Origin of the sequence: Ensifer meliloti (genome assembly GCF_030064585.1) — a bacterium.
Taxonomy (GTDB): Bacteria; Pseudomonadota; Alphaproteobacteria; order Rhizobiales; family Rhizobiaceae; genus Sinorhizobium; species Sinorhizobium meliloti.
Window position 1 is genome coordinate 1,199,577 of sequence record NZ_CP120364.1, and the last position, 13,063, is coordinate 1,212,639.

At 62.8% G+C, this 13,063-nt stretch carries 11 protein-coding genes; 10 read left to right on the top strand and 1 reads right to left on the bottom strand.

Annotated elements, in window-relative coordinates:
* Window positions 1–609 (bottom strand): TetR/AcrR family transcriptional regulator, encoded by a 609-nt coding sequence (locus tag PZL22_RS05535; protein ID WP_284718251.1) that lies wholly within the window; start codon window positions 607–609, stop codon window positions 1–3.
* Window positions 610–794: 185 nt separating this feature from the next.
* On the opposite strand from PZL22_RS05535, the gene PZL22_RS05540 reads away from it, so the two are divergent.
* The 10 genes from PZL22_RS05540 to PZL22_RS05585 all read left to right on the top strand — a co-directional run bounded on the left by PZL22_RS05540 (window position 795) and on the right by PZL22_RS05585 (window position 13,061).
* Window positions 795–1,622, top strand: coding sequence for a phosphogluconate dehydrogenase C-terminal domain-containing protein (locus PZL22_RS05540; protein ID WP_284718252.1), 828 nt, complete (start codon window positions 795–797; stop codon window positions 1,620–1,622).
* 68 nt (window positions 1,623–1,690) lie between these two features.
* Window positions 1,691–2,632, top strand: a complete 942-nt coding sequence (locus tag PZL22_RS05545; protein WP_014527519.1) for a D-ribose ABC transporter substrate-binding protein — start codon at window positions 1,691–1,693, stop codon at window positions 2,630–2,632.
* A 161-nt stretch (window positions 2,633–2,793) separates the two neighbouring features.
* Window positions 2,794–3,438, top strand: coding sequence for a DUF2291 family protein (locus PZL22_RS05550; protein ID WP_284718253.1), 645 nt, complete (start codon window positions 2,794–2,796; stop codon window positions 3,436–3,438).
* Window positions 3,439–3,440: 2 nt separating this feature from the next.
* Window positions 3,441–4,985: a sugar ABC transporter ATP-binding protein gene (locus PZL22_RS05555; RefSeq protein WP_284718254.1), complete on the top strand. Its 1,545-nt coding sequence runs from the start codon at window positions 3,441–3,443 to the stop codon at window positions 4,983–4,985.
* Complete coding sequence (locus PZL22_RS05560; RefSeq protein WP_284718255.1) at window positions 4,985–6,049, top strand: ABC transporter permease; 1,065 nt, start codon at window positions 4,985–4,987, stop codon at window positions 6,047–6,049. The genes PZL22_RS05555 and PZL22_RS05560 overlap by 1 nt, the downstream gene beginning before the upstream one ends.
* Before the next feature lie 40 nt (window positions 6,050–6,089).
* The gene (locus PZL22_RS05565) at window positions 6,090–7,124 is read left to right on the top strand and encodes a Gfo/Idh/MocA family protein (protein WP_284718256.1); all 1,035 of its coding nucleotides are present in this window, start codon (window positions 6,090–6,092) and stop codon (window positions 7,122–7,124) included.
* On the top strand, window positions 7,121–9,040 hold the full coding sequence (gene apnL, locus PZL22_RS05570) for a D-apionate lactonase (protein ID WP_284718257.1): 1,920 nt from the start codon (window positions 7,121–7,123) through the stop codon (window positions 9,038–9,040). The genes PZL22_RS05565 and apnL overlap by 4 nt, the downstream gene beginning before the upstream one ends.
* A 122-nt stretch (window positions 9,041–9,162) precedes the next feature.
* Window positions 9,163–9,921 (top strand): Tll0287-like domain-containing protein, encoded by a 759-nt coding sequence (locus PZL22_RS05575; protein WP_003525786.1) that lies wholly within the window; start codon window positions 9,163–9,165, stop codon window positions 9,919–9,921.
* A complete protein-coding gene (locus tag PZL22_RS05580) occupies window positions 9,918–12,671 on the top strand; it encodes an ATP-binding response regulator (protein ID WP_003525789.1) in 2,754 nt (917 codons plus the stop codon). Before PZL22_RS05575 ends, PZL22_RS05580 begins: the two co-directional genes overlap by 4 nt.
* Before the next feature lie 24 nt (window positions 12,672–12,695).
* On the top strand, window positions 12,696–13,061 hold the full coding sequence (locus tag PZL22_RS05585; RefSeq protein WP_127614249.1) for a response regulator: 366 nt from the start codon (window positions 12,696–12,698) through the stop codon (window positions 13,059–13,061).
* The last annotated feature ends 2 nt before the right edge of the window (window positions 13,062–13,063 follow it).

Consider the following 13,063-nt stretch of genomic DNA (forward strand, 5'->3'; position numbering starts at 1 on the left):
TTATTTTTTCAGCGCCCGGATCGCGAACTCGATCAGTTCCTCGGGTGTCGCGCGGTTTTCCTTGGCGAGACACTGGGCGACGATCTGCGGGTGGCAAAGGGTGACGAGGCTGGCGCCGAAGCATCTGGCGGCGATGGCGGGGTCCTGTTCGGCGAACTCTCCGGCTTCGATCCCCTCGCGGATAATGCCTGCGAGGAGGTCGTCCAGACGGCTGATATGTTTCTCGATGACGTGCCAGTCGCGCTCGATAGCCACGACGACCATCTCATGGACTTTCTGTTCGTCGAGCATTGTCTCGACCGTGAGCTTGTGCTGCCCCAGCCCGTAGCGCCTCAGCCGCTCGGAAGCGCTAAGCGGCAGACGCGCGATTTCCAGCGCCTGCTGGTAGCTTGCGCCGAGCATGCGCGAGCAAAGCGCCTGATGGATCTCCGTCTTCGACGCGAAGAAACGATAGATGTTGGCCGGCGACATATCGAGCTCGCGCGCGATATCGGCGACGTTTGTCTTGGCGTAGCCGTAATGGCGGAACAGCCGCTCGGCGGCCTCAAGAATACGCGTCACGTTTTCCTGGCGGACTGCGTCGACGGTGTTGTCTGCGAGATCGCTCATCCTGTCTCCTGATGATGAGTGACGAATTTTGAATTTCGTCAGTCGTAATCCGATAATCGTGACTTGTCAACTGCACCGACCTGCGCGGTCGCCAGCAACGGCGGACTCTACGCGTAGTGATATGCTCATTGACTCATCATACCAGTTCCGCTATTCGGATCATCAAGATAGCTGAGGAGTTGCAAATGACATCGATTGCCCTGTTCGGCGCCGGCGGGAAGATGGGCTGCCGCCTGGCCAAGAACCTCAAAGGCTCGCGCTTCGACGTGCGCCATGTGGAAGTGAGCGAGGCGGGCAAGGCGCGGCTGGCCGACGAGCTCGGGCTTCAGGACGTTGCCGCCGATGAGGCGCTGGATGGTGCCGAGGTGGTCATTCTGGCGGTGCCGGATACGGCGATCGGCAAGGTTGCTTCCGCGATTGTGGATAAACTGAAGCCCGGCACGATGGTCATCGTTCTCGATGCGGCGGCACCCTATGCCGGTCATCTGCCGGAGCGCGGCGATCTTACCTATTTCGTCACCCATCCCTGCCATCCGCCGATCTTCAACGACGAGACGGACCCGGCGGCCAAGCGCGACTTCTTCGGCGGTGTCGCCGCCAAGCAGCACATCGTATCCGCGCTGATGCAGGGGCCGGAAGAGGCCTATGCGCTCGGCGAGGAGATCGCCAAGATCATCTGGGCGCCGGTCATGCGCTCGCACCGGGTGACGGTCGAGCAGATTGCGCTTTTGGAGCCGGGCCTTTCGGAAACGGTCTGCGCGTCGCTGCTGGTCGTCATGCGCGAGGCCATGGAGGAATGCGTCAAGCGCGGGGTGCCGAAAGAGGCAGCCCGCGACTTCCTGCTCGGCCACATGAACGTGCTCGGCGCAGTGATTTTCGAAGAGACGCCCGGCGTCTTCTCCGACGCCTGCAACAAGGCCATCGAATTCGGCAAGCCGATGCTCATGCGCGAGGACTGGAAACGCGTCTTCGAGCCGCAGGAGATCGCCGACAGCATCCGCCGCATCACCTGATCGTGCGAACGGAATACCGGAGCCTGTGAGGACAGCTCCGACGTTTTTCAACCTGGGAGGAAAAGCAGATGAAACTGACACGCAGAATGACCATCGCCGCTTTCGCGGCGGTACTGGCGGCGAGCTCCGCCATTCCGGCCTACGCGGCCGATCTCATCGCCATTATCACGCCGTCGCACGACAACCCCTTCTTCAAGGCTGAAGCGGTGGGCGCCGAGGCCAAGGCGAAGGAGCTCGGCTACGAAACGCTGGTCCTCGTGCATGACGACGATGCGAACAAGCAATCGCAGCTGATCGACACCGCGATCGGCCGCGGCGCCAAGGCGATCATTCTCGACAATGCCGGGTCTGAAGCCTCCATCGCGGCCGTCCAGAAGGCGAAGGATGCGGGCGTGCCGTCCTTCCTGATCGACCGTGAGATCAACGCGACCGGGGTCGCCGTCTCGCAGATCGTCTCCAACAACTATCAGGGCGCGCAGCTCGGTGCCGAGGAATTCGTGAAGCTGATGGGCGAATCCGGCAATTATGTCGAGCTGCTCGGCCGCGAAGCCGATCTCAATGCCGGCATCCGCTCGAAGGGCTACCACGACGTCATCGACGAATATCCGGAGATGAAGATGGTGGCGCAGCAGTCGGCGAACTGGAGCCAGACCGAGGGCTACAGCAAGATGGAGACGATCCTTCAGGCCAATCCCGACATCAAGGGCGTTATCTCCGGCAACGACACGATGGCCATGGGCGCGATCGCCGCATTGCAGGCGGCCGGCCGCAAGGACGTGATCGTCGTCGGCTTCGACGGCTCGAACGACGTTCGCGACTCCATTAAGTCCGGCGGCATCAAGGCCACCGTTCTGCAGCCGGCTTACGCCCAGGCGCAGATGGCAGTGCAACAGGCGCACGAATACATCACCACCGGCAAGGCGCCGGCGGAAGAAAAACAGCTCATGGACTGCGTGCTGATCAACAGCGAAAACGCCGACCAGCTCGAGACCTTCGCGCTGGCCGATTGATCGGTTCCAAGGAGTTGGAGCGGGAGCGGACACCGTCCGCACCCGCTAAGCCTTTGTATCCACGCATCGTGCTTTCCGAAAATCGATTCTGCTTTTCGGGCCGATGCGCTCGGCACGCGGCCGATCCGCTGCGCGCCTGTCCTGTCATGGAGTGAATTTCGATGCCGAAGTTTAAGGTCGCGGCCGCACTTGTGGTTGCGGGCGTGATGGCACTCTCGGGCTGCAAGATCATCAAGACGCCGACTGCCGAAGAGGCCGCGGAGGCTGCCTCCGGCGGCTTCAATCCCAATCGCATGGTCGCCGAGATCTGGGACGCCAAGGTGCTTCCCTATCTCGACAGGAAGGCCGGTCCGTTCGCCGAGGTGGCGGCTCTCGCCGAGAGCGATCCTCAGGCGGCGGGTGCCAAATACGGCCACAAGGAAAAGCAGGGAAGTGCCCCCTGGACTTTTGCGGCGCGTCTTTCCGGCACAATCGTTAAGGCCGAGACGAAGTCGCGCTCGGCCTATGTGGAGGTCGACGCCAACGGCGACGGCGAGGCGGATGCGCGCGTGCAGATCGGCCCGGCGATCCGCGGCACGGCGATCCGCGACAGCCTCGACTTCGTCAACTTCAACGAATTCAAGAACCAGATCGAATGGGCGCAGTTCGGCAAAGCCTTCAACACGCATGTCAACGGACTGGTTCTGGAAAAGCTGTCCCGCGACGGACTTGTCGGTAAGAAGCTCGACGCAGTCGGCGCCTATCCGCTGCCCGCCAAGGGCCAATTGCCGCTGTTCGTTCCGGCTCAGCTGACGGTGGGCGAGTGATCATGCACCCAGCTGACGACGATAGCTGCGTCCTGCGCCTCGAAGACGTGACGAAGGTCTACTCGGGTATAGTTGCGGTGCGCCATGCGAACCTTTCGCTCCGGCGCGGCGCCGTGAATGTGCTCGTCGGGGAAAACGGTGCCGGCAAGTCGACCCTGATGCGGATCATCGCCGGCGTCGAGAAGCCGTCACTCGGGCGCATCCTGCTCGACGGCCAGCACGTGGAGTTCCATTCGCCGGCCGACGCGCAGCGCCACGGCATCGGCATGGTCTTCCAGGAGCTCAATCTGTTCGGCAATCTCTCGGTTGCCGAGAACATCTTCGCGACGCGGGAGCTGACCCGGGGCATTCGCGGCATCGATCATCGCGCGCAGGTCGAGAGGGCTACCGGGTTCCTCGACAGGCTCGATGCCGGGATCGATGCCGAGACGCTCGTCGAAGACCTGCCGATCGGCCAGCAGCAGCTGGTGGAGATCGCCAAGGCGATCTCGCTCGATACCCGCATCCTTATTCTCGATGAGCCGACATCAGCCCTTTCGGCGGCGGAGGTGGATGTCCTTTTCAAGGTCATCCGGGAGCTGAAGGCGCAAGGGGTGGCGATCGTCTACATTTCTCACCGGCTCGAAGAGCTGATGCGGATCGGCGACTACATCACCGTGCTCAGGGATGGACAAATCACCGGCCATGCCATGGTCAAGGACATCGATACCAAGTGGATCGTCCGGTCGATGATCGGCTCGGATGCGAAGGACTTCGCCAAATCGGTCGACCACCGCCTCGGGGAGGAGGCGTTCCGCGCCGAGGAGATCTGCCTACCGCGCCGGACCGGCGGGCTCGCGGTTGATCATGTCTCGATCTCGGTACGTGCCGGCGAGGTGTTGGGCATCTACGGGCTGATGGGGGCCGGCCGAAGCGAATTCTTCGAATGCGTCATGGGCCAGCACCCGCATTCCTCGGGGCGGGTCTTCGTCGGCGGGACGGAGGTCGACGCCAGCGATACTTCCGGGAGGATCAGCGCAGGATTGGCGCTCATACCGGAAGATCGCCAGCGCGAGGGTCTCGTCCAGGCGCTTTCGATCGCCAGCAACCTGACGCTTGCGAGCCTCGACCGTTTCGTCCGCTTCGGCTTCCATATTGTCGGCGCGCGGGAGCAAGCCTCGATCGCGGCGGCCATCCGCGATCTTTCCATCAAGGCGCCCAACCCGGACTTCGAGGTGACCTCGATGTCCGGCGGCAACCAGCAGAAGGTCGTCATCGGCAAGGCCCTGATGACGAAACCGAAGGTGCTGCTGATGGACGAACCCAGCCGCGGAATAGATGTCGGCGCCAAGGCGGATGTCTTCCGCACCATGCGCCGGCTTGCCGGCGAGGGGCTCGCCATCCTCTTTTCCACCTCCGACCTCGAGGAGGTCATGGCGCTCTCCGACCGCATCGCCGTCATGAGCAACGGACGGCTGGTCACGGTCATCGACCGCGCGGACGCGACGGAAGAGATGATCGTAAAGGCTTCGGCCGAGGGCCATAAAACGACAAGGGAACACGCCTGATGACGACGGCAACTACGACCACCAACGCAACCGACGCGACGAGCGGCTCGCTGCTGCTCACATTGATGAAGCTCAGGACGTTCATCGCCCTCTTCGCGGTTATCGCCTTCTTCTCGATCTTCGCGCCGAACTTTCTTTCGACCGCCAATCTGATCCTGATGTCGAAGCATGTGGCGCTCAACGCCTTCCTCGCAATGGGCATGACCTTCGTCATCATCACCGGCGGCATCGATCTTTCCGTCGGTTCGATCGTCGGGCTCTGCGGCATGGTAGCCGGCGGGCTCATCCTCAACGGCATCGATCTGCAGTTCGGCTACACGGTCTATTTCAACGTCGTCGAGGTCTGCCTCATCACGCTCGCCGTCGGGATCGTCATCGGCGCGGTGAACGGGCTCCTGATCACCAAGCTCAACGTCGCACCCTTCATCGCCACGCTCGGCACGCTTTATGTCGCGCGTGGTTTTGCGCTGCTTTCATCGGGCGGCCAGACATTCCCCAACCTCGTCGGCAAGCCGGAACTCGCGACGACGGGCTTCGCCTTCCTCGGTTCCGGCCGGCTTCTCGGCCTGCCGGTTTCGATCTGGATCCTCATCGCCGTGGCGCTTGCCGCCGCGTACGTCGCCAGGTATACGCCGATCGGCCGGCACATTTTCGCCGTCGGCGGCAACGAGCGTGCCGCCCGCATGTCCGGCATCCGGGTCGATCGGGTGAAGATGTTCGTCTACATGTTCTCCGGCTTCTGCGCGGCGATCGTCGGACTGGTCATCTCGTCGGAACTGATGGCCTCGCACCCGGCGACGGGCAATTCCTTCGAGCTCAATGCCATTGCCGCAGCGGTTCTCGGAGGCACGTCGATGTCCGGCGGCCGCGGGACGATCGGCGGCACCATCATCGGCGCCTTCGTTATCGGCATTCTTTCCGACGGTCTCGTGATGATGGGCATCTCGTCCTTCTGGCAGATGGTCATCAAGGGGATCGTGATCATCGTCGCCGTCGTGGTGGATCAGGCGCAACGCCGGCTGCAGCAACAGGTCACGCTGACGCAGCTTGCGAAAAAAGGGTGAGGGTTGGGGAGGGGCATTTTGAGCTTAGAGGGACGACCATATGGGTGATCTCAAAGGCGCGCTGATCGGCTGCGGGTTCTTCGCAGTCAACCAGATGCATGGCTGGCGTGACGCGGAAGGGGCGCGCATCGTTGCCATCTGCGATTGCGATCCGGAGCGGCTGAAGGCCGTCGGCGACGCGTTCGGCATCCAGCGGCGCTACACCTCGGCCGAGGATCTTTTTGCCGATGGCGGCTTCGATTTCGTCGACATCGCCACGACCGTCCGAAGTCACCGGGGGCTGGTGGAAATGGCCGCACGACACGGGGTCGCGACGATCTGCCAGAAGCCGATCGCGCCCACCATGGAAGACGCCAAGGCAATGGTCTCGGCTTGCGCGAAATCAGGCGTGGCGTTCATGGTTCACGAGAATTTCCGCTGGCAGTCGCCGATACGGGCGGTAAAGGCGGCGATCGACAGCGGCGCGATCGGCGAGGTGTTCTGGGGGCGGGTAAGCTTCCGGTCGGGCTACGACGTCTTTTCGGGCCAGCCCTATCTCGCCACGGGCAAGCGCTTCATCATCGAGGATCTCGGCATTCATGCGCTCGATGTCGCGCGCTACATCTTCGGCGATGCGACGGCGGTGACCGCGCGCACGCGCCGGGTCAATCCGGCGATTGCCGGCGAGGACGTCGCAACGATGCTCCTGGACCATGACGGGGGGATCACATCGCTCGTCGACTGCAGCTACGCGACCAAGCTGCCGGTCGAGCCTTTCCCCGAGACCCTCATGGAGGTGGACGGGAGCAAGGGCACCTTGCGGCTGACGCAGGGCTATCACCTTGCCGTTCACTCGAAGGGCGCTACGAAATTGACGAATGTGGAACCGCCCGCCCTTTCCTGGGCGTCGCCTCCCTGGCACAACATCCAGGAGAGCGTCGCGCTCATCCAGCAGCATTGGATCGAAGCCTTGCGTGCCGGACGCGAGCCGGATACGTCCGGCCGCGACAATCTCGAGACCTTCGCCCTGGTGGAGGCCTCCTATCTGAGCGCGGCGGAAGGACGGACCGTTTCACTCGCGGAGGTTCTCGGATGACGGTCTCCCGTGTCTTTCTCCTTTTAGGTACCGACGAGAAGGAGCCCGAGGCGCGCAGGATCGAGGCAGGCCGCTTGAGCGCCGATTTCGCCGGCGGCAATCTGCGCACGATCCGTCTTGCCGGCAAGGAGGTGCTCAGGGCCATCTCCTTTCTCGTCCGGGACCGGGATTGGGGCACCTGCGAGGCCGAAATCGGCGATCTGACGGTGGAGGAGGGCCAGACCGGGACAGTCGTTCGGTACTCCGCCAGGTTCCGGTCGCCGGACGGGGCTCTTCTCGATTGCAGCGCGACCATTAACCTGAATCCCGACCGCCTCGTATTCGACGCGCGTTTCACGCCGGACCGCGATTTCGAAACGGCACGCGCCGGCTTCGCAGTCCTGCATCCGATCGTCGGTGTGGCAGGGCGGCCGGTCGAGGTCGAGCATGGAGACGGCACGGTCGAACGATCGGTCTTCCCGGACCTCATCGAGCCCTGGCAGCCGTTCAAGGACATCGCGGCGATTACCCACGAAGTTTCGCCGGGCATCGAGGCCGAGTGCCGCTTCGCCGGCGACGTGTTGGAGATGGAGGACCAGCGGAACTGGACCGACGGTTCCTACAAGACCTACGTGCGCCCGCTGGAACTGCCTTGGCCCTATCTGCTGCAGGCGAGAGAGACGGTCCACCAGAGCGTGATGCTGTCGATCCGCACGTCGGGGGAGGCGCTTGCGTTTGAAGAGCGAGGGCAGGAAAATATCCGTCTCTCCCTCAGGCACAACGCAGGGAGGCTGCCTCAGATGGGCATCGGCCTGCGTCCCGACGCTGCCGCCGAAGAGCTACGCAATGCGGGGCTTCTGAAGCAGGTGGGCGCACGGCATCTCGTCTGCCATTTCGACCCGGATGCCGGTCACGGCCTGGCTGACCTTCGGCACTTCCGAGGCGTGGCCGACGCGTCGGGCTGCGCGGTGACGCTCGAATGTTTCGTTCCATGCAAGCGACCCCTCGATGAGGAACTCGGCGAGATCGCGCAGCTTGTGCGCCAGAGCGGCATCGAGCTCGCAAGCCTGGCCGTCTCTCCCTCGGTCGACCGGCAGTCGACCCCACCCGGTAGCGTCTGGCCGGAATGCCCGCCGCTCGAAGACATCTATGCGGCCGCTCGCAAAGCGTTTCCAGGCGTACCGCTCGGCGGCGGCATGTTCAGCTATTTCACCGAGCTCAACCGTAAGCGGGTGCCCGCCGAAGGACTTTCCTACGTCACCCACTGCACCAACCCGATCGTCCATGCGGCCGACGACACGAGCGTGATGCAGACCTTCGAGGCGTTGCGGGACGTAACCCGGTCCGTGCGCGCGATCTATGGCGCGAAGCCCTATCGCATCGGTCCTTCCACGATCGCCATGCGCCAGAACCCCTATGGCAGTGCGACGAAGGACAATCCGTTCGGCAAGCGGATCGCCATGGCGGCGAGGGACCCCCGACATAACGCTCTCTTCGGCGCTGCCTGGACGCTTGCCTATGCCGCGACGGTTGCCGATGCGGAGCCCGAGCTATTGACGCTTTCGACGCTTGCCGGACCATCCGGGCTGATCGCCGGCGCCGGGGAGCCCGTCGAAGCCGGTCGGGCGAGGCCGCTGTTTCATGTTCTCAACTGGCTCGCGCAGCTGTCGGACGGGTTGCGGATCGCGGTCGAAACATCCGCGCCCGAATGCGTTGCCGGCCTTGGTGCGACGTTGAATCGAACGACCACCTTGTTGCTTGCCAATCTCACACCCGATCTGCAGCGAGTGATGCTTCCCGAGGCCGGCGCGCGTAGGCTCACGCTTCTCGATGAGACCTGGCTGCGCGATGGCGCGGGAGAACCGGAGGCGATAGCGCACCAAAGCGACAGTCTCGACCTGCCCGCTTATGCGGCTGCCCGCATCGACATCCTGTGATTCACGCCAGTGGAATGAAGGCTTGAGCGCGAAAGCGCGAGAGCGATGACTCCTGATGACTCCTTCCACGTGCCCTCTTGTGGTATCATCTCTGCTTGCGCTTCCTTCTGGGGGGTAAGAAAATGGAAGCTCTTGCAGCCCTGGCGCGAAACTGCATCGTCACGCTGTTGTGCGGTTGCGCGCTCTTCGCACCTTCGCTTGCTGCCGAGGAGGCTGATGATGTCGCGACCGGGACGCGGCTTGCCGAGCTGTTGCGTGCCGCTCGAAACGTCCTTTCGAATTACCAGTCGCTCATCAATGACCCGGCCCTCGGAGACAAGAAACTCGACGGTGAGCGTTTCACGGCCGAAGCGATCGCCCTTTATGGCGAGCGCACCGGCCATCCGTTGATCTCGGATGATCTCGGCGATCGCGACCGCAAGCTTCTGCAGGCGCAGGTCGAGGCGATGCGGGAAGTCGTGAATGAGCAGCAGGACGACATAAACCGCCCCGGGATCGGGTTCAAAGGTTTCGTGCCGGCCATTTTCGCGCGTCTGATGAACGAGAAATTTGCTGTCAAGGCGGGCAATGAGGCGCTGGTCCGCGTTACGGCGCCGGAGGTTCTGGTGCGCAACCGCAAGTCGCTTCCCGATGCCTGGGAGGCGCGAGTCATCAACGAGGTCTTCTCGGATCCGCAGAGGCCGAAGGGTGAACTCTATACGGAAGTGACGCAGGTGAACGGCCGGCCGGCTTTCCGGATGCTGCTGCCGGAATATTACACGGAGTCCTGCCTTTCCTGTCACGGTTCGCCCAAGGGTGAAATTGACGTCACCGGCTATCCGAAGGAAGGCGGCAAGGCGGGCGATCTGGGCGGTGCCATCAGCATCGTCCTGTTCAAATGAGTGCGCTCGGGCATGAGCTCCGGTCGACAGAGGCCGCCCGGCCCGCGAAAAGGCTCGACAGCCGGATCACCGATCTGCCGATCTCTGCCCGCGTGGCCGCGCTCACAGCGGCCGGCCTGATCAGCCTTGTCCTTTCATCCCTATTTCTCACGCAGGCGCTTTATCGCAGCGCCGAGCGCATGGCCGAAACAAGGGAGCTTTTCGACCGGGCGGCATCGGCAGCATCGGCCCATGTGGCATTCGGCGATCTCAGATATTGGTTGACCGATCTCTCCGTCAGTCTGCTGATGAACTCCCAGCGCAACGCCGATGAGGCCCGCGAACGGTTGCAGGAGCAGTTGGCGGGCCTTGCAAAGCACGCGCCCGAGGCGGTGGAGGCGATTCGTACGGAAGTCGACGCCTATGTCGAAACGGCTCTGCAGGCAGCCGACAGCTACACCCAGGACAACCGCATCGTCGGTAACGCGTTGCTGGCAAAGGCGCGCACCCACAGCGGCAAGGTCGATGCGGATCTCAACAGGCTCGTGGAACAGGTAAAGGCCGAGGCGGAAGCGGCCCGCAACGAGGTTGTCGTGCAAACCGAGAAGACAGCCACGACCGCGGCCATCCTGGTGGGCGGCGTGGTGTTGATCGGTTCGCTGCTCACGCTTCTCGTCCTGCGCTCGATCGTCGGCCCGCTGCGGCGCCTCAATCGCGTCATCGGCGACCTGACGGAGGGACGTTACGACGTCGATATCCCCGAAGAGGGCGGCGATGAACTGGGAGCAATGGCAAGGACGCTTTCGCTTTTCCGGGAAAGCGCGATCGAAAAGAAAAAACTCGAAGACGAAGCGGAGCGGCAGCGCCGGACGATCGCAGCCGCGCTCGAGGTGATATCGGATGGCTTCGTCCTCTATGACTCCGAGGACAGGATCCTGGTCGCCAACAGCAAATATTGCGAAATCTTCCCGAGCCACAAGCCGAATACGCTTCGCGGCAGGAGCTTCCGCGAAATCGTGGAGCAGAACCTCGAGATGGGCCAGGTGGATCTCGAAGGCAAGTCGCCGCAAGAGTGGGTCGACGAGCGCGTAAGGCTGCATCGGGACCCAGCCGGTCTCGTCGACGAGAAACGGTTCGGCGACAAGTGGGTCCGCATCAGCAAACGCAAGATTCCGGACGGCGGAACGGTCGCCGTCTACACCGACATCACCGAGCTCAAACAGCGGCAGGTCGAACTCGAGCGCGCAAAGAGCCACGCGGAGTCGGCAAACGAGGCCAAGAGCCAGTTCCTCGCCTCCATGAGCCACGAGTTGCGCACGCCGCTCAATGCGATCATCGGCTACAGCGAGATGCTGATAGAGGAGGCACGCGATCATGAGGATGAGGAGCTTGTCCCGGACCTCGACAAGATAGCGTCCGCGGGTCGCCATCTTCTTTCGCTCATCAACGACATCCTCGACCTGTCGAAGATCGAGGCGAACAAGATGGAGGTTTTCCTCGAGACCTTCAGCGTTGCCGACTTGCTCCGTGACGTTGCCGCGACAGTCGCGCCGTTGATGGCCAGGAACGGAAACGAATTCACGCAGGACTTCGAGGCCGATCTCGGCGAGATGCATTCCGACCAGACCAAGCTGCGCCAGAACCTTTTCAACCTGCTCAGCAATGCGGCGAAGTTCACGAATGGCGGGCGGGTGACCCTGAAGGTCCGGCGGGAGCAAAGAGGGGACCGCGATTGGCTTGTGTTCCAGGTCTCCGACACCGGCATAGGCATGTCGCCGGAGCAGCAGGAGCGGCTTTTCAATGCCTTCACCCAGGCCGATGCCTCCACCACCCGAAACTACGGCGGCACGGGCCTGGGCTTGAGCATCACGCGCAGCTTCTGCCGCATGATCGGTGGCGTCGTCACCGTCGAAAGCGAAGTCGGCAAGGGTTCCGTGTTCACCATGGAGGTTCCGGCGCAGTGCGAGAGAGAGGCCGAGGGATCGCCGGCCGAACCCGTACCGCAGGTCGGGTCGGGCCGCACCGCACTCATCATCGACGACGAGCCGGCTGCCCGCAGCCTTATCGCAAAGGCGCTGGCAGAAGCGGGCCTCGCTTCGATCGAGGCATCGAACGGACAGGAAGGATTGGCCGCCGCACGCAAGCACCGGCCAGACGCGATCATTCTCGACATCATCATGCCGCATCAGGACGGCTGGTCGGTCCTGCGCGCCCTGAAGAACGATCCCGAATTATGCACGATCCCGGTGATCCTGGCGACGATCCTGGCGGATCGCGAACTGGGTCTTTCGCTCGGCGCGGTCGAATATCTGACGAAGCCGATCGATACCGACAAGCTGGTCCGGACGATCGAGACATTCGGGGGCGGCAAGCACGACGTTCTGGTCGTCGACGACGACCAGGCCTCCCGCGAGTTTCTCCGGCGCATTCTGGTTAAGAGAAAGTGGACCGTACATGAAGCGGGCGACGGCATCCGCGGACTGGAAATGATGAAGCGGATTCTGCCGCGTCTCGTCCTGCTCGACCTTCTGATGCCGGAAATGGATGGATTCCAGACGCTCAGCGAAATGCAGAGGATTCCGGAGCTGCAGAACATTCCGGTGGTGGTGGTCACGTCGAAAGACCTCTCCGCAAGCGAGCTGAAATGGTTGCGCGACCGGGCGGTCGCTGTCGTGAACAAGGGCGCAAACAGCCGCTCCCAGCTGGTCGCGGCACTCGAACGTCAGATCGGATCGGGCGCTTCGGTCGGCAAAGCCCTCGCGGACGGCTGAACATAGGCAGGAGGAGAGCCGCAAATGACGAGAATCCTTCTGGTGGAAGACAATGAAATGAACCGCGACATGCTTTCGCGGCGGCTGTCCCGCCGGGGCTTCGACGTGCTAATAGCTGAAAACGGAAAGGCCGGCGTCGAACTTGCCGCATCCGAAAAGCCGGACCTGATCCTCATGGATATGAGCCTGCCGGTGATGGACGGCTGGGAAGCGACACGACGGATCAAGGCCAATCCGTTGACATCCCGAATACCGGTCATCGCTCTGACGGCGCATGCAATGGCAAGCGACCGGGAGATGGCGCTTGAAGCCGGCTGCGACGATTACGACAGCAAGCCGGTCGACTTGCCCCAGCTCGTTCGCAAGATCGAGCAGCTGCTCGCGATATAGGT